At 34.9% G+C, this 24,743-nt stretch carries 24 protein-coding genes; 13 read left to right on the plus strand and 11 right to left on the minus strand.

Features of this window, described 5'->3' with window-relative positions; genetic code table 11:
* The first annotated feature begins 1 nt into the window (after position 1).
* The 10 genes from CYTFE_RS0110780 (at position 2) to CYTFE_RS0110825 (ending at position 10,932) form a co-directional block, all read left to right on the plus strand.
* Entirely contained in the window at positions 2-892 is an 891-nt protein-coding gene (locus tag CYTFE_RS0110780) for an NAD-dependent epimerase/dehydratase family protein (protein ID WP_027471792.1), read from the plus strand.
* Positions 874-2,016 carry a glycosyltransferase gene (locus tag CYTFE_RS0110785; RefSeq protein ID WP_027471793.1) on the plus strand — a complete coding sequence of 381 codons (1,143 nt, stop codon included), beginning with the start codon at positions 874-876 and terminating at the stop codon, positions 2,014-2,016. The genes CYTFE_RS0110780 and CYTFE_RS0110785 overlap by 19 nt, the downstream gene beginning before the upstream one ends.
* A 765-nt stretch (positions 2,017-2,781) precedes the next feature.
* Entirely contained in the window at positions 2,782-3,771 is a 990-nt protein-coding gene (locus CYTFE_RS28700; RefSeq protein ID WP_052343147.1) for a glycosyltransferase family 2 protein, read from the plus strand.
* 40 nt (positions 3,772-3,811) lie between these two features.
* The gene (locus tag CYTFE_RS0110795; RefSeq protein ID WP_162150086.1) at positions 3,812-5,020 is read left to right on the plus strand and encodes a glycosyltransferase; all 1,209 of its coding nucleotides are present in this window, start codon (positions 3,812-3,814) and stop codon (positions 5,018-5,020) included.
* Position 5,021: 1 nt separating this feature from the next.
* On the plus strand, positions 5,022-5,966 hold the full coding sequence (locus tag CYTFE_RS0110800) for a glycosyltransferase family 2 protein (RefSeq protein ID WP_044213995.1): 945 nt from the start codon (positions 5,022-5,024) through the stop codon (positions 5,964-5,966).
* A 2-nt stretch (positions 5,967-5,968) separates the two neighbouring features.
* Complete coding sequence (locus tag CYTFE_RS0110805) at positions 5,969-6,778, plus strand: O-fucosyltransferase family protein (RefSeq protein ID WP_027471796.1); 810 nt, start codon at positions 5,969-5,971, stop codon at positions 6,776-6,778.
* Between the two features lie 29 nt (positions 6,779-6,807).
* Positions 6,808-7,857 (plus strand): glycosyltransferase, encoded by a 1,050-nt coding sequence (locus CYTFE_RS0110810; RefSeq protein ID WP_027471797.1) that lies wholly within the window; start codon positions 6,808-6,810, stop codon positions 7,855-7,857.
* A 6-nt stretch (positions 7,858-7,863) separates the two neighbouring features.
* Positions 7,864-9,189 (plus strand): glycosyltransferase family protein, encoded by a 1,326-nt coding sequence (locus CYTFE_RS30745; RefSeq protein ID WP_027471798.1) that lies wholly within the window; start codon positions 7,864-7,866, stop codon positions 9,187-9,189.
* Between the two features lie 74 nt (positions 9,190-9,263).
* On the plus strand, positions 9,264-9,641 hold the full coding sequence (locus CYTFE_RS0110820; protein WP_027471799.1) for a GxxExxY protein: 378 nt from the start codon (positions 9,264-9,266) through the stop codon (positions 9,639-9,641).
* A 226-nt stretch (positions 9,642-9,867) separates the two neighbouring features.
* Positions 9,868-10,932, plus strand: coding sequence for a CgeB family protein (locus CYTFE_RS0110825; RefSeq protein WP_044262744.1), 1,065 nt, complete (start codon positions 9,868-9,870; stop codon positions 10,930-10,932).
* A gap of 215 nt (positions 10,933-11,147) precedes the next feature.
* Here CYTFE_RS0110825 and CYTFE_RS0110830 read toward each other — a convergent pair whose 3' ends face one another.
* Positions 11,148-11,543, minus strand: a complete 396-nt coding sequence (locus tag CYTFE_RS0110830; protein WP_244880320.1) for a four helix bundle protein — start codon at positions 11,541-11,543, stop codon at positions 11,148-11,150.
* A gap of 153 nt (positions 11,544-11,696) precedes the next feature.
* Here CYTFE_RS0110830 and CYTFE_RS0110835 point away from each other — a divergent pair, with 153 nt between their 5' ends.
* Positions 11,697-13,043 carry a hypothetical protein gene (locus CYTFE_RS0110835; protein WP_027471802.1) on the plus strand — a complete coding sequence of 449 codons (1,347 nt, stop codon included), beginning with the start codon at positions 11,697-11,699 and terminating at the stop codon, positions 13,041-13,043.
* A gap of 48 nt (positions 13,044-13,091) precedes the next feature.
* Here CYTFE_RS0110835 and CYTFE_RS0110840 read toward each other — a convergent pair whose 3' ends face one another.
* Together CYTFE_RS0110840 and CYTFE_RS26150 are read right to left on the minus strand one after the other, a co-directional pair.
* Complete coding sequence (locus CYTFE_RS0110840; protein WP_027471803.1) at positions 13,092-14,138, minus strand: glycosyltransferase family 4 protein; 1,047 nt, start codon at positions 14,136-14,138, stop codon at positions 13,092-13,094.
* 153 nt (positions 14,139-14,291) lie between these two features.
* The gene (locus CYTFE_RS26150; RefSeq protein WP_052343148.1) at positions 14,292-15,455 is read right to left on the minus strand and encodes a glycosyltransferase family 4 protein; all 1,164 of its coding nucleotides are present in this window, start codon (positions 15,453-15,455) and stop codon (positions 14,292-14,294) included.
* A gap of 172 nt (positions 15,456-15,627) precedes the next feature.
* On the opposite strand from CYTFE_RS26150, the gene CYTFE_RS0110850 reads away from it, so the two are divergent.
* Together CYTFE_RS0110850 and CYTFE_RS29965 are read left to right on the plus strand one after the other, a co-directional pair.
* Positions 15,628-16,734 (plus strand): nucleotidyltransferase domain-containing protein, encoded by a 1,107-nt coding sequence (locus tag CYTFE_RS0110850; RefSeq protein ID WP_027471804.1) that lies wholly within the window; start codon positions 15,628-15,630, stop codon positions 16,732-16,734.
* Positions 16,735-17,441: 707 nt separating this feature from the next.
* Entirely contained in the window at positions 17,442-17,627 is a 186-nt protein-coding gene (locus CYTFE_RS29965) for a hypothetical protein (protein ID WP_154665652.1), read from the plus strand.
* A gap of 32 nt (positions 17,628-17,659) precedes the next feature.
* Here CYTFE_RS29965 and CYTFE_RS0110855 read toward each other — a convergent pair whose 3' ends face one another.
* The 8 genes from CYTFE_RS0110855 to CYTFE_RS0110900 all read right to left on the minus strand — a co-directional run bounded on the left by CYTFE_RS0110855 (position 17,660) and on the right by CYTFE_RS0110900 (position 24,708).
* Complete coding sequence (locus CYTFE_RS0110855; RefSeq protein ID WP_027471805.1) at positions 17,660-18,301, minus strand: toxin-antitoxin system YwqK family antitoxin; 642 nt, start codon at positions 18,299-18,301, stop codon at positions 17,660-17,662.
* Positions 18,302-18,501: 200 nt separating this feature from the next.
* Positions 18,502-19,257, minus strand: coding sequence for a toxin-antitoxin system YwqK family antitoxin (locus CYTFE_RS0110860; protein ID WP_154665653.1), 756 nt, complete (start codon positions 19,255-19,257; stop codon positions 18,502-18,504).
* A gap of 104 nt (positions 19,258-19,361) precedes the next feature.
* On the minus strand, positions 19,362-20,003 hold the full coding sequence (locus CYTFE_RS0110865; protein WP_027471807.1) for a toxin-antitoxin system YwqK family antitoxin: 642 nt from the start codon (positions 20,001-20,003) through the stop codon (positions 19,362-19,364).
* A gap of 101 nt (positions 20,004-20,104) precedes the next feature.
* Positions 20,105-20,869, minus strand: coding sequence for a toxin-antitoxin system YwqK family antitoxin (locus CYTFE_RS0110870; protein ID WP_027471808.1), 765 nt, complete (start codon positions 20,867-20,869; stop codon positions 20,105-20,107).
* Between the two features lie 455 nt (positions 20,870-21,324).
* Positions 21,325-22,008, minus strand: a complete 684-nt coding sequence (locus CYTFE_RS0110880) for a hypothetical protein (protein ID WP_152541925.1) — start codon at positions 22,006-22,008, stop codon at positions 21,325-21,327.
* Between the two features lie 17 nt (positions 22,009-22,025).
* On the minus strand, positions 22,026-22,667 hold the full coding sequence (locus tag CYTFE_RS0110885; protein ID WP_027471810.1) for a toxin-antitoxin system YwqK family antitoxin: 642 nt from the start codon (positions 22,665-22,667) through the stop codon (positions 22,026-22,028).
* 200 nt (positions 22,668-22,867) lie between these two features.
* Positions 22,868-23,617: a toxin-antitoxin system YwqK family antitoxin gene (locus CYTFE_RS0110890; protein ID WP_154665654.1), complete on the minus strand. Its 750-nt coding sequence runs from the start codon at positions 23,615-23,617 to the stop codon at positions 22,868-22,870.
* A 197-nt stretch (positions 23,618-23,814) separates the two neighbouring features.
* Positions 23,815-24,708 carry a hypothetical protein gene (locus tag CYTFE_RS0110900; RefSeq protein WP_027471812.1) on the minus strand — a complete coding sequence of 298 codons (894 nt, stop codon included), beginning with the start codon at positions 24,706-24,708 and terminating at the stop codon, positions 23,815-23,817.
* Between the last annotated feature and the right edge of the window lie 35 nt (positions 24,709-24,743).

Genomic DNA, 24,743 nt, shown 5'->3' on the forward strand with positions numbered 1-24,743 from the left:
CATGAAAATACTAATAGTTGGATCAAAAGGGTTTATTGGCTCACATGCCTTGCAATATTTTAGAGCGAGTGGACATATAGTGTATGGCTGCGATGTGGTAGTTGAGTATGAAGACGAGCACTATTTTTTAGTAGATGCCACCCAACCCAATTTTCAAGAACCGTTTAAGGCAATTAAGTTTGATGTGTGCATCAATTGCTCGGGAGCAGCCAGTGTGCCACAATCTATTCAAAATCCATTACGCGACTTTCAACTCAATACGGCCAATGTGTTTCTCTTATTAGATAGCATTAGGCAGCACGCTCCAAGTTGCAAATTTATAAATATGTCGAGTGCTGCAGTATATGGTAACCCTATGAGTCTACCTATTAACGAAACACACAAAACCAAGCCAGTATCACCCTATGGCGAGCACAAGCGCATGGCCGAAGAAGTATGTCAAGAGTTCTACACTCACTTCTCTATAGCATGTTGTAATTTGCGCATCTTTTCGGCTTATGGAGAGGGTTTAAAAAAGCAGTTGTTTTGGGATTTATACAAAAAGTCAAGTGATGAACACATCAAATTATTTGGAACTGGAGAAGAAACCCGAGATTTCATCTTTATATCAGACTTGCTTCAGGCTATCAATTTAGTCATGGTAAATGCACAATTTAAGGGCGAGGCCATTAACGTGGCCAATGGTAATCAATTAAAAATAAGAGATGTTGCAATACTGTTTTTCAAACTACTAAATTACCAAGGCAACATATCTTTTTTAGGCAATAATCGTAAAGGAGACCCATTAAACTGGGAGGCCGACATAACGCATTTAAAGACCTTGGGTTATAAAAATAAGGTTAGCCTTGAGGCTGGCTTAACATCATATATAAAATGGATAGAAAGCAAATAGGCCTAATATATGCATACAATGAAACATGGATAGGTGGAACCTATTATGTTGAAAACATTATTAAAGCACTGGACGCTTTGCCTGATGGGGAAAAACCTTTTTTACACATTTTTACCAAAGATGAAGATACATACCGTCAACTTCAAGAAAAAGTAAACTACCCTCATTGCAAGTATCATTCATTAACTGTAACGCTTGGTTTATTCAAACGTTTTATAAATTTCGTTTCTGTAAAAACGACAGGTAAAAACTACATTAGAGGCATAAAAAACGAAAAGGAAATTAGTTTTTATTACCCCAATCCTAATGCATTTATTTTTAAAGATGTATCTCCAAAAAAATTAGTCTATTGGATTCCCGATTTTCAGGAAATTCATTTGCCTCATTGTTTTTCCGAAGCTGAATTAGGCAATAAAGCACTACAAAGATCACATATGGCTTTAACTGCGCAGAACATTGTTTTTAGCAGTTCCGACGCACTAAAGGATTTTCAGCAATTATATCCAGAATGTCAGGCAAAATTAAACATTCTTCGTTTCACCGTTCATTCACAAGCTGATACAAATATTTCATCCGATATATGGGAAGCCATAAAAAGCAAGTACCAAATTACTGACGACTATTTTTTATGCCCCAATCAATTGTGGATGCATAAAAATCACATAACGGTACTTAAAGCATTGCGCGAATTAAAAAACTCAACCATAAAAGTATTATTTTCGGGTAAAGAAGAAGATTACAGAAACCCAAATTTTCCGGCAGAACTAAAAACCCGAGTGGATGAATACGACATTAGTAATGTAGCCTCCTTCATTGGCTTTATACCTAAAAGTGATTTAGACATTCTTATTCAAAATGCTACAGCAATCGTACAACCTTCTTTATTCGAAGGTTGGAATACTGGTCTTGAGGAAGCCAAATTAAAAAACAAGTTCATCATTGCATCAAACATTAACGTCCATCAAGAACAGTTAAATGACTACCCCAACAAGGTGTTTTTTGAAAAAGAAAATGACATACAGCTTGCTCAAATACTAAACACCTTAATAGTACAAATACAACCCTATAATTACCAAGAAAAAACACTTGCTTTTGCACGGCAGTTTGTGAATATAAATATCTAATTACCCTTAAGCAGAAAATGGCTATAAGGAGTTTTAAACATGAGTAGCACTACTAATTTTAAGAGTTTATGAATACATCCAATACACTACAACGAAAAAAGCCACCCAATTTAAAAAGTGAAGAACAGAGATTTTTTGAATACGACTTCACGTACATGCCGTACAAATCATTTTCTTGGAAAAAAAGAATATTCTAATATCAAATCTTTATCACCTTCAAAAAGGATTTATACTACTTGCTGAATCGTTTCGAAATGCTCAGCATATAAAAAATCAATTACGAATTAAGCGAATATACGTCATAATAAAATTGTAGTACTCAAAAAAAAAGAGGTATTTATCGAGACTGGGGTGTATGCAATAAATCCGTGATCCACATTTTATTATCATTGGTTTGCAGAAACATTACCTCGATTATACTCTCAAAAGGAGGAAATAAAAAACCGATATCTAATACTCCCCTATCGATTTTAAAATTACAATTACATAGAGCCCAACTATAATTCACTGAATATAAATGTATTAAATATCAAAAAAAAGATACTAACTTACTTGTAAAGGATTTGCTTTATATTAGTGAAGTATCAGAAAGTGGAAGTTTTAATAAAGCCATCTACATCTATAAAAAGACAAAACTTAAGGTGACAGAAAAAGATGCTATTCACGAACAATATAGGCAAAAGTTATTCCTGAATAACGATATTGCAAGACCATATATATTCCCGCTGAATAAAAATACATACAGCTCAAATTATTAAATATAATATGAAAATATCCATTATTACCCCATCATATAATCAAGGTCAATTTATTGAAGAAACCATATTATCAGTACTTAATCAAAAATACCATAATTTAGAATTCATCATCATCGATGGTGGTAGTACAGATCAAACTGTTGAAATCATCAAAAAATATCAAGATAAGATTACCTACTGGGTGAGTGAAGAAGATAATGGTCAAACGCATGCAATTAATAAAGGATTTCAGAAAGCCACAGGAGAAATTATTACTTGGATAAATAGTGATGATCTATTAATACCCGATTCTCTAAATAAAATAAATGCACATTTTAAGAACGATGAAAACTTGAAATGTCTATTTGGACAATGGATTGAGTTTGACGAACAAGGTGATCGACCTTTAAGGATATTTAAACAACCAACCCTTTGTGAATGGTTGTATACAAGCCCATATGCACAGCCATCTACTTATTACAAGCGGAGTTTGCTAAAAGATATTGGTTATTTAAACGAAGAGCTTCACTTTAGCATGGACAATGATTTTTTTAAACGAATTATTTTATCCAATGTAAAATATAAATATGTTGATGAATTTTATAGCAAATTCAGATGGCATAGCACGTCAAAATCGAGCAATCTTATGGAGTTATGTCGACAAAATGACAAATTAATATACATCACTATTCTTGAAAGTTACAAATCCTCAATAAGTCAAAAATTAATTACTTTCATAAAAGAAATAGGTCTTTATCAACAACCTACAACAACTTACCAAATAAATATCCAAATAAATAATGATGATTTAATTGTAAGTTTTATCCATTACATCTCATTTTACATTGGCCGTTGGTATAATGAAGGCAATTACAACAAAGTAGCTAAGTCCTTTTTTTTCATCAAAGAAATAGGTGCATTACCATTAATGAAAAAATTGCCTCTGAACACCATCTTTATACGACACAAATACGTTCCACATAGCTTGATAAATCTAGTTCGTAAATTCACTCGTTAGTAAAATGGATCGACCACTAAAAATTGCAGTTGTCACTGCTTTGTTTCCTAAAATATCTGAAACGTTTATATTAACACATGTTGCGGCTCTTATTGAAGCCGGCCATCAGGTAACCGTTTTTGCGACCGATTATAGGGAATCGGAAGATATTCACCCCATTTTTAGTGAATACAATATGAAAGCAAAAACGGTATACAAAATTGATGTGCGAAATCCAATAAAGAGGATCGCACTAATACCATTTTTATTTCTAAAAAACATTAAACATCATCGAGCTTTAATCAAATCATTTTCACCTAAATACTATGGCTCATATGCGTTAAAAGGCTATTTTTTCTATGACGTATTATCATTTATTCACCCTGCAAAATTCGATATTATTCACTGTCATTTTGGACCCAATGCCTCCAAAGTCGCAATGATTAGGCAATTGGGCATACTCCAAGGTAAGTTAATATGCACATTTCATGGCCATGACATAAATGATCAAAGGGAAATTCAAGGTCAGTATAATTATAAATATTTAATGCCTGATTTATCCGCAGCCATTTGTGTTGTCGATTATATAAAATTTAAACTGGTCAGTTTATTTGCACCAAAATATAAGGTGTATAAAAATCCTGTAAGCGTAAACATTAATCAATTCAAACTAAAACAATTTTCATCAGAGCATTCCCCTCTTTCATTTATAAGTGTTGGAAGAGTCATCGATTGGAAAGGGCAATTAGAAACCGTTAAAGCCTTTAAAAACATAAGCACTCAATATCCACAATTAGATTTTCAATACACCATTATAGGAGAAGGACCCGACTTGGATGAAATAAGAGAATTCATTGCAATAAACAAGCTAGGCCATAAAATACATACAATTGGCTCTAAACCACAAGGAGAAGTAGTAAGCCAACTACAAAAATCAGATGTCTTAATTTTATTTGGAAGGAAGGATAAATATCAAAACATCGATGCACAAGGCACAGTTGTTCAAGAAGCACAAGCCACTGGCACTCCCGTAATTGTCTCGGATGCAGGTGGATTGCCTGAAGGAATGATTAATTACGTAACCGGTTTGGTTGTACCAGAAAACAACACCGATGAATTAGAAAATGCCATTCTTAATTTTTATAACAACCGTGATCAAATAAAAACCATGGGCTTAGCGGGTAGAAAATTTGTAGAAGAAAATTACGCTAATGAGGTTGTATATAAAAGGCTTTTCGAAATTTACAATCAAATGATAGAAAATAATTAGTATGCCAAAGGTTTCAATCCTAATTCCCCTCTATAATTCTGAAAAATATATTGCTGATACAATTCAATCGGCATTAAATCAAACCTATCCTAACATAGAGGTAATAATTGTAGATGACGGTTCTAGGGACAACAGCTTTTCCATTGCTAAACAATTTGAATCGAAACAAGTAACGGTACTTTCACAAAAGAACAAAGGGGCATCTACAGCCCGCAATAAAGCATTTGAAAATTGTACAGGTGAATTGATTCAATACCTTGATGCTGATGATTTATTACACCCAGATAAAATTAAATTACAAGTTGAGGAATATTACAAACATCAAAACCCCGATATTCTTTTAAGTGGCACTTGGGGGCGTTTTACGCTTGATGAAAATCAGGTGCAATGGGAAAAACAAACTCTAAACAAAAACTATTCTCAACCCATTGAATGGCTTATTGACGCATGGAATGGCCTAGGTATGGCGCAACCAGGCACTTGGTTGACACCCCGAAAACTGATTGAGAAAGCGGGACCATGGAATGAAACCCTTTCATTAAATGACGATGGTGAGTTTTTCTCAAGAGTAATCCTTTCAGCAGAAAAAATTATACATATAGCAGAAAGTAAAGTATACTATCGATCTCAGTTAAGTGACAGTTTAAGTCAATGCCGAAGTAAGAAAGCCATTAAATCTGAGTTAAATTCGTACAAATTATACGCCAAACATTGTTTAATACACACACAATCAATTGCCCTTAGAAAGGCACTTGCCAGTAACTTTCTAAATTTCAGCTATCAATACCATTCAAGTTTTAATGAATTAGTACTAGAGGCTAAAAATGAGTTTCAGTCCCTTAATATTGGCAAAATGTGGCCAGTAGGCCCTAGACGATTTAAATGTATAGCTTATATTATTGGTTTTGAGAATACACTCAAATTAAAACAACTGTTAAGAATTTAAAAATGATTTCAATAGTCCCCGGTGGCGGTTTAGCCAATCGTATGAGAGCCATTGACTCGGCCATTGCTTTAACGAGAAATACAGTGAAAATTATCTGGTTAAAGAACAAAGACCTTAATTGTGACTTTTATCAACTCTTTAAACCTCACCATTTGTTTAGGGTAGTAGATTTTAATTACTCCAAATTTTATGCCTATCCAAACTATCTATTTTGTAGGGCTAAAAAGTTAAAATATCTTCAAGAGATAGTACGTAAGTTTCTATTTAATCAAGTTTTCACAAACCCAGATATTGAAGAGATTAATTCAAAAGGGGGTAGTGGCATTAAAAATCTAAAATCCAACAAAATGTTTATTGAGACGTGTGAACGTTTTGACAATACAAAAAAGATGCATGAAATATTTATCCCAACCGATGCAATTCAAAGTAGGGTCGATTCCATCATCAATAATAATCATAATTTTATTGGAATTCATATTCGCAGAACCGATAATATATACGCTATCATTGAAAGTCCATTGTCTCTTTACTTGGAAGCCATAGAAAAACAGCTTGCGCTGGATCCAAATGTTAAGTTCTTTTTAGCGACAGATGATAAAGACATAAAGAAAGAGCTGTTGGAGAAATATCCTAAACATATTTTTACAAATGAAACTCCCCTATCTCGCAATTCAGCAGAAGGAATAAAAGGTGCATTGGTGGATTTTTTATGTTTATCAAATGCGAAATTAATCATTGGTTCCTCAAGCTCTTCTTTTTCATCAGAAGCAGCAAACTATGGCAACATTGATCTTACCATTCTTAAGAAGTAATATTTTATTTAACTAATAAATGTAGTAATATGAAAAGTATTATTGTTAGCCCATCGGGTTACTACTATGGTAGCGAGCAAATGTTACATGAATACCTCATTTATACCAAGAATATTTTTAAGGTTTATGTTAATATTCCTGGAACATATCATACTAAATTAAAAGAATCAAAACTACAACATAAACTAATTGGTTTCAAATCAACAAAGCTTTTGTATGCAAAAATTGCACTATTATTACTTTTCAGAAATTACGAATCTTTGTATGTCAATGAAGGAGGCCATATTAAATACATTAAACTACTTGCAAAAGTATTCAAATCTAAAAAATTCGTGGTACATATTCGTCTTGTTGAAGACACCAGAAACAATCGTTTAGATAATTTTATCTCCACTAACATTCAACTTATTTGTGTATCCAATTTTATTGAACAAGAAATTATACGAAACAACCCTAATATTAACCCACAACAGCTTTTAACAGTACACGACTATTATATCCCCAATATTATTACGCAACCAATCGAAAAAAAATTAGATATAATAAGAATTGGAATCATTGGCAGGGTATCTAAAGCAAAAGGTGTATCCAGAGCTAAAGAGTTGCTTCAATATTGGGATAATAACTATCAAGAGCCTATTGAGTTCTACTTCTATGGAGATATTATCGATGATTCTGAAGTACTTCTATTTAAAGATGCCATTAAATCGTTTAAAAGAATAAAAGTATTTTTCAAAGGATTTGTTTCTAACAAAGAATCATTTTTTAAGTCGTTTGATATGGTCATTCATTTCAATGCTTTTGAACCCTTTCCTAGAATATATTTTGATTCAATGGCCAGATTGAAGCCCGTATTAGGATTTGATTCCGGAGGGATTGGCGAACAAGCCAGAATATTTGGATTTGAAGATATTTTAGTAAATATTGACAATAATTGGCCTGAAAAAATGTGTAAAAAGATAATGTCCGTCTCAGAAAATTTGTATCAGCACCAACTTGCCATCTACAATAAGAAGAGCTTATTTTTAACAAAACTAAACGTTGAAACCTATATTAACATCATTGAATCATATCTTTAGATAGCAATGTCCAAACTAGCCATCCTCCACTACCTCCCCCTCGAATACTACCCACCTGTTACCAATTTAATCGATTATATTGCCAGTGAGCGAGCAGAAGATTTTACAAAGGTAAAGGTATTTAGTTGTTGGAATATAAAGGGACGCAAAGCATATAGATCATTATCTCAGAAGATCAATAGCAAAAATACAAATCAGCCTAAATACCAAAATTCTAATAATCTAAAAGCGGAGCGATCTAAACAGCTTATAAGCTTATTTCGCTCTCCTTTCCCCAAAGAAACCGACAACAGCATCATCCGCCTCCTCAAGTACCTACATTACAACCTCTTCACGTTTTTGAACCTATTGATCTTTCGGCCTAATGCCCTTCTATACTACGAAAGCTACTCCGTCTGGCCAGCATATATTTACACCCGATATTTTAACCGCAAGTGCCGTATCTTTATCCATCATCATGAGTATGCTTCAAAAGAATGGTATTCTAAAACCATGAAACAGGTAAAATTTTTTCATAAACTTGAAAAAAGATGGCTCTATCCTCGTGCACAATGGATCAGTCAGACCAATGCAGATCGCTTAAACTTTTTTCATCAGGATCACCCTTATCTTAAAGCTGAACAATTAAGAATAATGCCCAATTATCCTCCAAAGAGTTGGCGCATTAAAGAATTAGCACAGCAACATATTTGCAAATTACATAATAAATCGGAAGCAAAAAGCCAACAAGCTAACCGGCTAATAAGCTCCAAAGCTAATCCGCTAAAACTCATCTACGTGGGTTCTCTCTCTTTCCAGTCGACTTATTTAAAAGAATTATGTGAATGGGTACTTCAACAAGAAGGAAAAATCCAATTTGATGTATATGCCTATAATTTATATGATGATGTAAAGGCGTATTTAAGCGGGTTAAATTCATCGTGGATCAAATACTATGAAAAAGGCATAGAATATGATGATCAACCTAAGCTATTGAGTCAATATGATGTGGGGTTAATTTTGTACAAAGCCCATAACCAAAACTACACCTACAATGCCCCAAATAAACTTTTTGAATACTTAGCATGCGATTTGGATGTTTGGTATCCTGATGTATTGCAGGGACCCAAGCCGTATAATACAGAAGATGTATTTCCTAAGGTAGTTCCTGTAAATTATGAAAATCTGGAAAGCTTTGATTTTACTAAAGCTATTAATAAAGAAGGTTGTGGCTATAAACCATCAGAGTTTTTTTGTGAGGAAGTATACTCCGATCTGGTTGATGAAATAAATAAAACCACTAAGAAAAAAAATAACATTGCGACCTTCCCGGTAAAAAAAGGTAACCGCTAAGACGCTGAGAAGGCGCTAAGTTCGCTGAGATAAAAAAAGAAACTTTGCGACCTCTGCGGTTAAGAAAATAAACTATGAATGAAAATGATATTGCTTCAAAAGTTATTGGTGCCGCTATAGATGTTCACAAAGCACTAGGCCCAGGACTTCTCGAAAAAGCCTATCAAGAATGTTTATATTACAAACTGATGCAAGCAGGTCTTCAAGTTGAAAAGGAAAAACCTATGCCATTAACATTTGAAGACGTAAAACTTGAATGTGGATACAGGATTGATATTCTAGTTGAGAACAAAGTAGTTATTGAACTAAAGAGTGTAGAATCATTAAATGAAGTACATTTAGCACAAACTTTAACCTATATGAAATTAGGCAGCTATAAACTAGGCTTGCTCATTAACTTCAATGTAGCTTTATTAAAACAAGGCATTAAAAGAGTTGTAAATAACTTATAAAAAGAACACTATAATGAAACCGCTAAGGATACGTTAAGTGCGCTAAAAAAAAAGAAGCTTTGCGACCCCTGCGGTTAAATTTCTCCTCTCCGTCCTCTGCGGTTAAAAGAGGAACCGCTAAGACGCTGAGAAGGCGCTAAGTTCGCTGAGATAAAAAAAGAAACTTTGCGACCTCTGCGGTTATTTTTTTGCATGCTGGGTTATTTTTCACTTTACAATACACAATATGAATATCCTCTACATAGGCCAATATACTAGCGGAACCACCAGTAAGATGCGGGCTGATCAATTGAAGAAAATCCTTCAGCCAGATAACTTTCATATTATCAATACCCATATCCCCTTTTTCCAATGTCATCGAGTATGGCGTTCTTTTGGATTTCGATATAAGAGAGGCCCCCTTATTTCTAGGATCAACAAATATATTATAGATCAATTAAACAAATTAACTGCTGACCATAGGAATCAAAACTCAACAACACCACAATTTAATATGGTTTGGGCAGATAAAGCCATTTTCTTAACACCTAAAACAACAAAACACCTTAAGTCACTTACTGATAAACTAGTCCACTTCACCCCTGACCCCGCTTTTACTTTTCATCAATCGCATCTATTCAGAAGGTCATTAACAAATTATGATTTTGCGATAACTACCAAAAAATATGAGCTAAGTTATTTTGAAGCTCACTTAAAAAAAGAACAGATTATATATGCTACTCAGGGATTTGACACAAATTTACACCAACCTATTACTAAATTCAATGAAAAAAAAGATGGTCTTCTATTTATCGGTCATCATGAAAAAGAACGTGAAATGTTCGTTCAAAAAATGATCGAATCAAAAATACCAGTTTCTATTGCTGGGATAAAGTGGGAACCTTTTGTCGCAAAAAACAAAGAAAATTTCTATTTAAATTATCTTGGTGATGGTATTTATGGGCAAGAATACGTTAAAGCCATATCAGCATTTCAATTCTCCTGGGGGTCTGTATCCAAATGGATTCCTGAACTCCACACCACTCGTACCTTTGAAATACCTGCCTGTGGCACTGCACTGATTACAGAGCGCAACGAAGAGACTACATCTTTTTTTACAGAAGAAGAAGTAATATTTTACGACAGCATAGAAGAAATGATCGATAAAATAAAGTATTATCAATCCCATCCAGATAAACTGGAATTACTTACCCTTAAGGGAACTAAAAGAGTAAATAAAGATGGAAGAGATTACGAATCTATTTTAAGGAAAGTACTCGAGGAGATAGGGGGGAGAGGGTTAGAGGGTTAGAGGGTTAGAGGATTAGAGAGTTAGAGGATTAGAGGAATAGAGGAATAGAGGAAATAGAGGGGTAGATTATTAGAGGAAATAGAGGGGTAGATTATTAGAGGAGGTAGAGGATTAGAGAGGTAGAGGAATAGAGGATTAGCTTATTAGAGGGTTTACTAACTATACCGCTAACATGCTAACACGCTAATCTGCTAACACGCTAATCTGCTAATATACTAATCCGCTAACAATTTCTTCCTTTCTTTTGATATTAAACTATTAAGCATTTTTGTGATTTCAATACCTAAACCTTCCAGTTCTTCCAATTTGTTATCATCGATTAGATTGATATTGTGCAATAATAAAACTACGGTGATGGCTTCGTATAAAGAACCTCGTGAAATATATAAAAAATGGATAAACTCTTTTGTTGAAACCCGTCCTTTACCTTCAGCTATATTTTGAGGTACTGAGGCTGCAGCAGCTTCGAGCTGTTCCAATAATCGATAATGTCCTTTAATTTCATTTGTTAATGCTAGTATGATTTTGGTGAATTCTATAGCTTTTTGCCAAACCAAAAGATTTTTAAAGGAGTAAAAAGACATCATTTCAAAATTTAACAGTTCATTCACTAGTAATTTACAACTTAATTATTTCAAAAACCAGTCCCTAATTTGCTAAAATGCTTATCCGCTAACAAGCTAATCTGCTATAACGCTAATCCGCTAAAATACTAACATGCTAATCATCTTTTTCCCTATATTAGTCCACCACAAACAAACTACATGATTAAAAACATACAACAAGAAAAAGGGTGGATTTGGATTATTCCAATAGCACTGATATTTAACATGGCAATGAGCATGCAGACGTGGACAGCCATTGGTGTGGCTTTTACCTGCTTTTATATTTACAGAGTTATTTCCAATATGGGGCATAAAATCCCTATCATTGATTTAATGACTACCCTAGCTGCCTTACAGTGGATAATTGGCCCCTATATTGACTATCACAATACTGTAAGTCACTACAAATACCACATGTATGTACCCGAAGCCCAATACATGGCCTATGCCGTGCCTGCCATCATTATGTTTCGAATAGGCACCCTATTTTTTAAAGACGAATCGGACCTAAATGATATCGGCAACAAGGTTCTATCTCTCTTAAAATCCCATCCTCGCCTACCCTACATATTGGTTATTGCGGGACTCGTGATACCCTATTTTAATACTTTTATTCCCCCCTCCTTGCGTTTTGTTTTCTTTCTACTGGCTAACATCAAATATGTAGGAGCTATTTACCTCTTATTTGCTCCTAGTGCCAATCGATGGATTATCTTCGCGGTTGTCATGAGTCTAACAGCGATAGCCTCTATTGCTTCGGGTATGTTTCATGACTTACTACTTTGGGCCATGCTTACCTTTACCTTCGTGGCCCGCGAATTAAAACTATCCATCGGTTCAAAAATTATCATTGCCCTGATGGGTATGTTTCTGGCCATAACCATACAGTCCGTAAAACATGAGTATCGTACATATTTAAACAATGGATATGGGGGCAACAAAATATCCTTGTTTATTGGAATGGCTACAGAACAATGGTCCAGTGGTCGTATTGTGAACCCCAGTTCTGATGAAGATATGAATGCCCGCCTAAATCAAGGTTGGATTATCTCTGCGGTAATGAATAATGTACCTCTCAAAGAGCCCTTTGCGGCAGGTGCCACCATCTCGGAAGGTATAGAAGCCAGTCTACTACCCCGCTTTCTGGCCCCCAATAAGAAAAAAGCAGGTGGGCAAGAGAACTTTAAACGCTTTACCGGACTACCCTTAGGGGAAAGTACGAGCATGGGTATTAGTCTGGCAGGTGAAGGTTATGCCAACTATGGCCGCTGGGGTGGTATCTTTTTTATGTTTTGCTGGGGTCTTTTTATTGGTTGGTTTTGGAAAAAACTAAATCAGTGGAGCAATTTTTACCCTACCCTATTGATCTGGAGTCCCATATTGTTTTTGCAGGTAATTAAAGCCGAGACCGAATTTGTGGTAGTACTTAATCATTTGGTAAAATCTTCTGTATTGGTTTTTGGTCTGTTGTGGTTCGTTAGAAGACAATGGGGAGTGAGGATTTAGAGAGGACGAGGTTAAGGATTGGGGCTTGCGATGATTATCTCATGCTAGCTATGAAAATTCATACAACTGCTTGTATAAACTGGAAATGTGATTGACTTTAAATTGTTGAATATTCCTAAGTCCTTCTGCTATTACTTTATTTCTTTGTGTGGGATTATGTAACAATGCTTCAATGGCCGCAGCAATTTGATGGCAGTCATGAGGATCAACCAAAAGGGCACCTGCTCCGGCTATTTCTTTCATCGCTCCAAAATCTGAAGTTATCACAGGCCTACCAATCGCTTGTGCCTCGATTATAGGCAAACCAAAACCTTCGTAGAAGCTAGGAAAACAGAGCAAATCACAAGATTGGTATGCATGCATAATCTGTTCATAAGGCACCTGCACCAGATTATCCACATCCAATTTATATTGCTTAGACAAAGCTTTTTGTTCCGGGTTCAAGTCACCCACAACCAATAGTTTAATACCTACAGGCAAGTATTTTGTGCCAAGCTCAGTCCGCTTCTTTTCCAACCACTGTTTTTTTAAGAGGTATACTGCCTTAAAAATTCCTTCCACATTTTTATTAGCTTTGGTACCCATGACTAATATAGTTGGGCATAAAACATTCAAGTTTTTAGGGCAATAATTGATATTTTCAGGCAAAGGATTATGAATAACAGTAATTTTATTCGAATTACAACCGGTCCATTGCAGCAATTGTTTTTTGGTATGTTCAGATATTACGGTGACCTCCTGCGCCCTTCTAACCGGAATATTTACCCATAGATATTTCAGTATCATAAAACGCCATCCTTTATACTGAGCCAGCGATTCCATATCATGGAAGGTGACCACCAATCCCTTTTTAGGCAAAGCCAGAGCAACAAAAGTAATATCTCCGGTAATATGGTTAATACCACCCCTATTTCTCCAGACTTCCCAAAGTGCTTTCAACCTTCCCCACCAACCATTAGTTCCATTCTTTAGCTTATAGATAACAGGTTCAATATCCTTTGGCATATGAGCAATCACCTGTTCAAATACCTTCTCAATACTAAAGTATTGCGGCTGTGGCTTACGAAAGTAATATGTAACTTTTGTTTTATTCATTGCTACTGTTTTTATTATAGACTTGGGGATTTAAAAGCAAACCTTTACTTTTCACTCGTAACCTTTCCTCTTCACCTAACATTCCTGTTTCTTACTTGTATTAGACGGCACAACATTGAAGAAATACTTTTAAACTTTTTACCCTTAAACCTATCAACCCAATAAGCCTTTATATTGCGCTCTCAACTCTGGATTATTGACAAATTGCACTGCCTTTTTTCTAGCTCCGGCACACCACAGGTCAAAATCTTCTTGGTTCATATCCATCAATAATTCCAATACCTCTTTCCAACCTTGTATCCCTGACGAGTCACTACTGTCCAATGCCAGGTCCCATCCACACTGTTCCTTAGCCAAGTCTCTCCAGGGCGTCTGATCACTGATAAGCACAGGTCTTCCCGACATCAAACTTTCCAATATCACATGACCAAAATTCTCTCCTCGGGAAGGTAAAAACAGCACATGATAATGCTGTATCTTCTCACCAACCAAGTCGGCATCAACCAATCCTTTATAACTTACTCGTATGTTTTCAGGCAAACGATCCATTACTTTTTGACAAGCTTCCCAATAGTCCGCATCATACACCTGTCCATATAAATCAAATACAATTTCCCCTTTTACATGTTCCAGTTTTGCCAGTTGCTCAATGGCAAACAATGTATTTTTTTCAGGAGAAATTCGAGCCAAGCTCACCAACCTTAATTTCCCCCCAACTTTATGTATACTCTTTTCTAGGGGCAACTCCTTCTTAGGAAGATTATCGGCCACTCGAATACTCAAACCCAAACCCAGCGCCTCATTTACGTCTTCTTTTTCCTTGTCATTGGTAACATGAAAAACAACGTCTTTATACATGTTGAGGAATTTAGCCAGCTTTAAAAATATCTTCTTCTTCCCTCCCTTCACATCAATCGCACTCTGTGCCAACATACCCCTGGATGCCACTACTTTACGCCCCTTATAATTCCTTAAAGCCATGAGCGGAAGTATGGAAAACTTCCATGAATAAATACCATTAATATAAATGACATCAAAAACTTCGGCTTTACTTATTCTTTTAAAAGACGCTAGATTTTGGTACTCAGGAGTAGTATAAAAGACCTTTACATTCTCTGAAAAATCAGTCCAAACATTGGGCTTTATACCTGTGTATGGAGTTGTTTCTGTATAATCTGTATTTCGGGTTACAATAAAAAACTGATAGGTATCCTTCAGGTACTCCACCATATTAGCCATGGAACGTACAGGTCCGCCAGCCTTATAACCAGGCAAAAACCAATCAATAAAAATAAGGATCTTTTTCTTGTGTTGCATTTTTTCGATTATTGAGGCCTAAAGATACTTATTTAACTGAAAGTTTCATGAGCATATTTCAACAGGTTGTAAGGCTCTGTTGCGAAATAAACCACAAAGCAGCATACTATATCACGAATAAGTAATACATTGGTTTGCTTAAAAAACAAATTAGAATTATTTTGCCCCCACTATGACAGAGCAGTACCGTTTTACTTATGAAGAGTCACTTCTACTTACTTGGGTCAAAGGAGAAGAAACCATTCCTAACCGGAAGTTTGATATACCAAAACTACATCGCTTCGCCCAAAAAAACGGACTCGCTCCCTATTTATTTTTCATCACAAAAGACCTGAAAGAAGTCCTACCCAAGGAACTAAAAGCACTCCTTAAAAAAGATTTTTTTAATACATTGGTCCGCAACACCCTTATACAAAACACCTGGAAGAAGGTAAGAACATTGCTATCAGAACACCAAATACACTATGTTCCCTTAAAGGGTCTATTTATAGCACAGTATATTTATCCCGATTTTAACACCCGACCCATGAGCAATTTGGACATCTTGATCATGGGAGAAAAAGCAACACAAGCCTTTGATTTATTACTGAAAAATGGCGCCCAAGTATCGGGTGAAGGAGCGGCAGCGCACGATCTAAAAACAGGTCATCACCTCCCACCTCTCCTATTTCAAGGGGTACTTATCGAGTTACACACCAGTCTATTTCCCCTGGATATGAATCATCAGATTCCTAACTCATTCATCGAACCCAGACTTATACAATATGATCAGGTCAGTACACTACCTCCCATGCTGAACTTCTGCTACCTTTGTCTGCATGCATACTCCACTATGCGTCGCGGAGGCATTCGTCTAAGCTGGTTCCTAGACCTAGTATTACTTTCCCGATCTGACTATTTTCAAAAAGATGAGACAAGTCTGTCGGCACTTCTCCAGCAGCTAAAAATAGAAAAACCCGTGATGGATATCATTCACAGGGCTGAATTTCTCTTTGATTATCGTTTCCCCTTCGTTCCCGCAGAGCTAAGAAGCACCATGTCGCCAGATGAGATTTCTGATTTCATACACTTTATACACAGCTCTGGCCAGCAGGACACCCGTTACAGTTATGCCATTGCTTTTGAAAGGCTTAAAAATACCAAAGGGTTTATTAATAAAATACGTTTTATCAAGAGTGTCATAATGAGAGGAGGTCATACCGATTTAGCTTCCATCATGCGTAGACTTGGAACCCTAAGTATAAGGTCTTTAAAAATGTTGTTTTTCCGGAGCAAGTAGAATAGAGAAATAGCTCTTGCTTTTGACTTTTTTATAAATGTTCTTTTTATTCGGGGAGGTATATTTTTAAAGGTCCTCATGATAACTTCGTCATTATAAATGATATAAAAAACAAAAGGTCTAGAACAATAGATCACTACCTCCCCTACATCAAGCTCCAATTCCGTCCGGCGCACAACCACCTCAAGTGCGCCCTTGAACCCGGATGATGTATTAAAACTTCGTCATGAGCATTAAAATGGCAATAAAAGAAGGCTTTTCTGAGACGAGGCATAGTAACTACTATGGTGAGTCGAAGAAAAGTAACGAAGTGACTTCTTTTGAAGTCATTTTAAGGCGTAATAGATTTTCTAATGCATTTTCCGGGTTACATCTCGCCACCGCCGTCCCCGGCTATTGTTCTGGCCTGCCCTGCGGTCTTTTACTGATTGTTTCATATACGAATGGAAGATATCTATTAAATGAGAAATACAACTCAGCCACTCCACGACTTTACCGGCTCGCCAACCTAACAAGCTAACAAGCTAAAAACTTTACCAACTTCAACAACTCGCCAACCTAACAAGCTAACATGCTAACAAGCTAACAGCTTTACCAACTCGCCAACTTCAAGCTTCTCTCCAACGCTGGCCCCGGGGCTATTGTTCTGGCCAACCCTGCGGTCGTTATTCTGATAGTTGAGTACAGAAATAGAAATTATCGATTAAATGAGAAACACAACTCAGCAACTCCACAACTTTACCAACTCGCCAACTATAACACCTCCAACAACTCGCCATCCCAAAGCCATTACAATCACATATATCATCATTCTTTACATATTGCCTACGCAGTTGGTTCAATTCTTTATGGGTGCTACAGCCGACCATCCATACCAATACTGTCAAAAATAAAATTACTCTTTTCAAATGAAATCCTTTATTTTTTAATAGTTGATACAAAAACCATTATCATAGGTCTCTACTTTTAAAACATTACCCTGCTTGTCGTATAAGTGCCATTGCCCAATTTTCTTTCCATGTTTAATTTGCCCATATTCTTTTAATGCTCCATTCTCATAATAAAAATCCATGTAAACTCCATTTCCATTCTTCAAAGAGGATGTCGTGAGAATTGTTATCAAAGGGTTATTTATTAAAGGCAATGTATTTCCATGAATATCATATACACAAAAATCACCATCCAACAGTCCATTCTTATAATTCATCTCTTGAACTAAAACACTTTTCTTTCTTTTTGCATAAATTTTCTTTATCCAGCCACCTTCCTTTTTACCGTTTATTATTATGCCATTAGACCAACCATAAACGGATTCTGGATCATCGCTTGTTGTCAGATATAAATAGACAATGCCAGTAAGCAAAGTTGAGTCGGAACGAACATAAAGACCTTCTTCGTTTACGGTAATATTTTGACTCCCTTCAATCAGCGTATAATCGATCACATGATACACAGGTAGTGCCTTATTGGCTTTCTCAAGAGCTTTGTTTTTTGCGTAATGTTTCAGTTCTTGACCGAAGCTACTTATTGAGTATAATAATATACAGATAAACACTACAGATTTCATATGTTTAAATTTATCTTTCAATGGTCATATGGAACTCCCGATAAATTTTAATCATTCTTCTGTGTGTATTTTAGAATGCTAAAATTCATGTTCGTTTCATATGATTATAATTTGTTTTTTAGTTGCCATATGGAACTCGCCGGATAATCATCCCCCTGTGTATAAACTAATTCTCATGGCTCGTTTCATACTTCTTATATTCATTGGGTGATACAATAATCGTTTTTGTAAATCGCTGACCTAATCAATTCTCCTTCTTCATCGTAAAAATACCATCGTCCTTCTTTTTTCCCATTCACCAGCTGTCCCTTTTCTTTTAATACACCACTGGTAGAATAAAAATCTACATAATTACCAGTGCCCTGTTTAAATAAAGAGATCCCTAACGTATCACCTCGATCATTAAATACACAGTATTCACCATCCAAAAGACCATTAGTATAGTTCATGTTTTTAACATGAATTAAAGCTATTTCTCTCTCATAAGATCGATACTCAATCCAAAGACCTTCTTTTTTTCCCTTAATCACATCCCCTTCTAGTCTGCCTGTTAGCTCATTCTCCTCACTAAACGAATCATGTATATCTATAAAAGGTACTTCTTTTTTTCTTTTTTTTCTTTTAATCATTTTTCCTTCTAATCCACAATACAGATTATCATTTCTATACATCGTTAGTATATCCGTATCTTCAGTTGTATCAATAATTAAATATGCAGTCAATAGAATAGAATCAACATGTTGATATAGCCCCTTAGCATTAATGTACATTTTAGGATCATTATACTCCCCAAAACCGATATTATAATCTTCTATAAACTCTGGCATTAGCACCACTTCTCCCGTGTCTAACAGCATGATTTCCTCAATCATTAGGGTATCAGCATCACTAACCATCTGACTATGTGCATTTATAGTAAAAAAAAGAGCGCATACTGATAAAAATAACAATTTCATATGTTTATTTTCTTTCAATGGTAATATGGAACTCGCCAGAGTTAATCATTCCTCTATGTGTGTGAACTCGTTCTCATGGCTCGTTTCATATACTTTAATTCTCTTTAGTAGTTGATACAAAATCCATTATCATAGGTCTCTACTTTTAATACATTACCCTGCTTGTCATATAAGTGCCATTGACCAAGCTTTCTACCACGTCTCAATTTACCCTCTTCTTTTAATGCTCCATCCTCGTAATAAAAATCTACATAAGTTCCATTTCCATTTCTAAAAAAGGATGTAGTGTGATTTTTTACCTGCTGATTATTTATTAAAGGCAATGTGTTTCCATAAATATCGTATACATAAAAATCACCATCCAACAGGCCATTCTTATACTTCATCTCTTGAACTAAAACACTTTTCTTTCTTTTTGCATAAATTTCCTTTCTCCAGCCACCTTCCTTTTTACCGTTTATTATTATGCCATTATACCAACCATAAACGGATTCTGGATCATCGCTTGTTGTCAGATATAAATAGACAATACCAGTAAGCAAGCTTGAGTCGGAACGAATATAAAGACCATCTTCGTTTAGGGTAATATTCTGACTCCCATCTATCAGCGTATAATCGATCACATGATACACAGGTAGTGCCTTATTGGTTTTCTCAAGGGCTTTGTTTTTTGCGTAGTGTTTCAGCTCTTGACCGAAGCTGCTTATTGAGCAAAGTAATATACAGATAATCAAAGTAGTTTTCATGTCTATAATTTTCTTTCAATGATCATATGGAACTCGCCAAAATTAAATATACTCCTGTGTATGAACTAATTTTCATGGCTCATTTCATATACTTCTTATTTTCATTGGGTAATACAATAATCGTTTTTATAAATGGATGACTTAATCAGTTCTCCTTCTTCATCGTAAAAATACCATCGACCTTCTTTTTTCCCATTCACCAGCTGTCCCTTTTCTTTTAGTACACCACTGGTAGAATAAAAATCTACATAATTACCAGTGCCCTGTTTAAATAAAGAGATCCCTAACGTATCGCCTTGATTATTAAATACACAGTATTTACCATCCAAAAGACCATTAATATAGTTCATGTTTTTAATATGAATTAAAGCTATTTCACTCTCAAAAGATCGATGCTCAATCCAAAGACCTTCTTTTTTTCCCTTAATCACATTCCCTTCCAGTCTGCCTGTGAGAAAATTACTTTCACCAAACTCACTAAACGAATCATGTATATCTATAAAAGGCAATTCTTTTTTTCTTTTTTTTCTTTTAATCATTTTTCCTTCTAGTCCACAAGACAGATTATCATTTCTATACATCGTTAGTATATCCGTATCTTCAGTTGTGTCAACATTTAAATATGCGGTCAATAGAGTAGAATCAACATTTATATACAGTCCCTTGGTATTAACGTACATTTTAGGCTCGTTATAATACAAATATCCTATATTATAATCTTCTATAAACTCTGGCATTAACACCACATCTCCTGTGTCTAACAGTATGATTTCCTCAATTATTAGGGTGTCAGCATCATTAACCATCTGACTATGTGCATTTATAGTAAGAAAAAAAGCGCATACTGATAAAAATAACAATTTCATATGTTTAAATTTATTTTTCAATTGTCACATGGTACTCTCGATGAATTTAATCATTCTACTGTGTGCATCTTAGAATGTCAAAATTCATGTTCGTTTCATATGATTATATTCTTCTTTCTATGGTCATATGGAACTCGCCAAAATTAATCATCTCTCTTTGTGTGAAACAATTATTATGGCTCGTTTCATAGTTCATTATTTTTATAATATTTTTCAATATCCTCTTGCATGGCCATCCATTGCCACTTATAAAAATCATTCATATTACTGGAATAGTCCATAAAATTACTAGTCGTGCCTTGATTAAAAAAACGGTAGGGATTTTTGCTTGTTCCCGTTTATCCGATATACCTGCAGGTGAATACTCATATCCAAAACAGTCCTTTCAACTTCACACTTAAACTACATCAGGAAAATGGTTTGATGCCTGCATCAGTAAAAGCACTTGGGACTTCCTATTTCACCTTGCCATTTTTGGCATTGACCATATAAATATCATTAGGAGGATTATTCCCAAAAGCCACATACCAATATTGCTTTTTAATGGTTCCTCTAGATAAACGATAAACTTCTTTATCATCCTTTATCCCGGTAAATTTCTTAGCCAGTAAATAAGCCTCTCGCCAACAAATGGGATATTTGCGTTTAATTTTCCTGCCTTCTTTTTCTGTTTCATAAGGTTTTATATAGTTTTTATAAATTTTTTTTTGTACGTTACCAAGCGTGTCATATCTAACAAACTGACCAATACCGACAGGCTCGAATTCATAACTTCTATATTCAAGCTGAAAATTATATTCATAACTTAATATCTGTAATACATGAAATGGTTTATGATATATATAAATATATGCTAAACTCGTAGGTGTATTATATCGTAATGTTTTTCTAACCAGACTATCTTCATAAAATACCATAAGTTTCTTAAGTCCATAGCCTTTTCGCATTGAATCAACCAGTTCCACGGCTTTGGGAAAAGCATCTAAAGTTTTATATTTCTCCCGCAAATTAAATAAGCCATTACAATCACATATATCATCATTCTTTACATATTGCCTACGCAGTTGGTTCAATTCTTTATGGGTGCTACAGCCGACCATCCATACCAATACTGTCAAAAATAGAATTACTCTTTTCAAATGAAATACTTTATTTTTTAATAGTTGATACAAAAACCATTATCATAGGTCTCTACTTTTAAAACATTACCCTGCTTGTCGTATAAGTGCCATTGCCCAATTTTCTTTCCATGTTTAATTTGCCCATATTCTTTTAATGCTCCATTCTCATAATAAAAATCCATGTAAACTCCATTTCCATTCTTCAAAGAGGATGTCGTGAGAATTGTTATCAAAGGGTTATTTATTAAAGGCAATGTATTTCCATGAATATCATATACACAAAAATCACCATCCAACAGTCCATTCTTATAATTCATCTCTTGAACTAAAACACTTTTCTTTCTTTTTGCATAAATTTCCTTTATCCAGCTACCTTCCTTTTTACCGTTTATTATTATGCCATTAGACCAACCATAAACGGATTCTGGATCATCGCTTGTTGTCAGATATAAATAGACAATGCCAGTAAGCAAGGTTGAGTCGGAACGAACATAAAGACCTTCTTCGTTTACGGTAATATTTTGACTCCCTTCAATCAGCGTATAATCGATCACATGATACACAGGTAGTGCCTTATTGGCTTTCTCAAGAGCTTTGTTTTTTGCGTAATGTTTCAGTTCTTGACCGAAGCTACTTATTGAGTATAATAATATACAGATAAACACTACAGATTTCATATGTTTAAATTTATCTTTCAATGGTCATATGGAACTCCCGATAAATTTTAATCATTCTTCTGTGTGTATTTTAGAATGCTAAAATTCATGTTCGTTTCATATGATTATAATTTGTTTTTTAGTTGCCATATGGAACTCGCCGGATAATCATCCCCCTGTGTATAAACTAATTCTCATGGCTCGTTTCATACTTCTTATATTCATTGGGTGATACAATAATCGTTTTTGTAAATCGCTGACCTAATCAATTCTCCTTCTTCATCGTAAAAATACCATCGTCCTTCTTTTTTCCCATTCACCAGCTGTCCCTTTTCTTTTAATACACCACTGGTAGAATAAAAATCTACATAATTACCAGTGCCCTGTTTAAATAAAGAGATCCCTAACGTATCACCTCGATCATTAAATACACAGTATTCACCATCCAAAAGACCATTAGTATAGTTCATGTTCTTAATATGAACAAAAGGACTTTTTTTTCTATCTCTTTCATATTTACGTTCAATCCAAAGACCTTCTTTTTTTCCCTTAATCACATCCCCTTCTAGTCTGCCTGTTAGCTCATTCTCCTCACTAAACGAATCATGTATATCTATAAAAGGCACTTCTTTTTTTCTTTGAATTACATTTCTTTTTAGCTTACCAGTATGGTTATTTAATATATCTGGTAATATATTTGGATCTTTATTTGTACCAATAACTAAATCTGCACTCATTAGAGTGGAATCGACATTTACATACAGTCCCTTGGTATTAATATACATTTTAGGCTCGTTATACTTCCCAAAACCTATATTATAATCTTCTATAAACTCTGGCATTAGCACCACTTCTCCCGTGTCTAACAGTATGATTTCCTCAATTATTAGGGTGTCAGCATCATTAACCATCTGACTATGTATATTTATAGTAAGAAAAAGAGCGCATACTGATAAAAATAACAATTTCATATGTTTATAATTTGTTTCTTAATGGTCATATGGAACTCGCCGTGATAATCATTCACCTGTGTGAGAGATCACTCTCATGGCTCGTTTCATATGTCTATATTTTTCTTTCAATGGTAATATGGAACTCGCCAGAATTAAATATACTCCTGTGCGTGAATCAAAGATCAGCGAAGCTAAATACTTTATTATGGCTCGTTTCATAGATCTACTTTATTATAATATTTTTCCACATCTTCTTGCATGGCCATCCATTGCCACTTATAAAAATCATTCATATTACTGGAATAGTCCATAAAATTACTAGTCGTGCCTTGATTAAAAAAACGGTAGGGATTTTTTTCTTTTATGCTACTAAGCTCTGCTAATTTTTTTTCAGCATTCAAAACTCGTTGTTTATAGATTTCATTATTAGCTTTATTATTTGCTATCGCAGCCTTATATTTGCTAATGTTCTTATTTAACGTTTCTATATTTTTATTAAGTGTAAAAATATTTTTTTGAGCGGTTGCACTATTGGATTGTTTCATCAACTCCAACTTACTTTTGAGAGTACTTATTTTAATATTGGCATCCGATATTTTTTCTTCGTATTTGACAATATCTACATCTCCCGCTTGTATGTTTTCATTATTTTCGTTAATTCGACTCAGTGCTTTATTCTTAGCTTGTTCCCATTTATCCGGTATATCTACAAACGAATGCTCACATCCTAACACATGCCCTAATTCATGTACATAAGCAGCAGGTCGATCTAATCCGGCATCATACATTATACAAAATCGATCTGACGCTTTATATAAAAATCCTTCACCACTAATTAGAATACCATTGTTGGTTTTTTGCAATGCTGTGGTGAAAATTATGATATCCCTACTTTTTTGTGTTTTTTCATAAGTTTCTATGTATATATTAGATATCACCCTGAGAAAGTTAGCATCTTTTATAGTATATCCATCCAATTTACCCTCACTTTGAAGCGTATTGCCATCTAGGGCAATCGTGTAATCTTTAGGATCTATTTCAGTATTTATAAGAGCTTGATTGAAGGCTTTATTTTGTATAAAGTCGATTACCTTGTTTTTTGCAATCATTGCACTCAGATACTCCTTTTCACTATTATATTGTT

Origin of the sequence: Saccharicrinis fermentans DSM 9555 = JCM 21142, assembly GCF_000517085.1 — a bacterium.
Taxonomy (GTDB): domain Bacteria; phylum Bacteroidota; class Bacteroidia; order Bacteroidales; family Marinilabiliaceae; genus Saccharicrinis; species Saccharicrinis fermentans.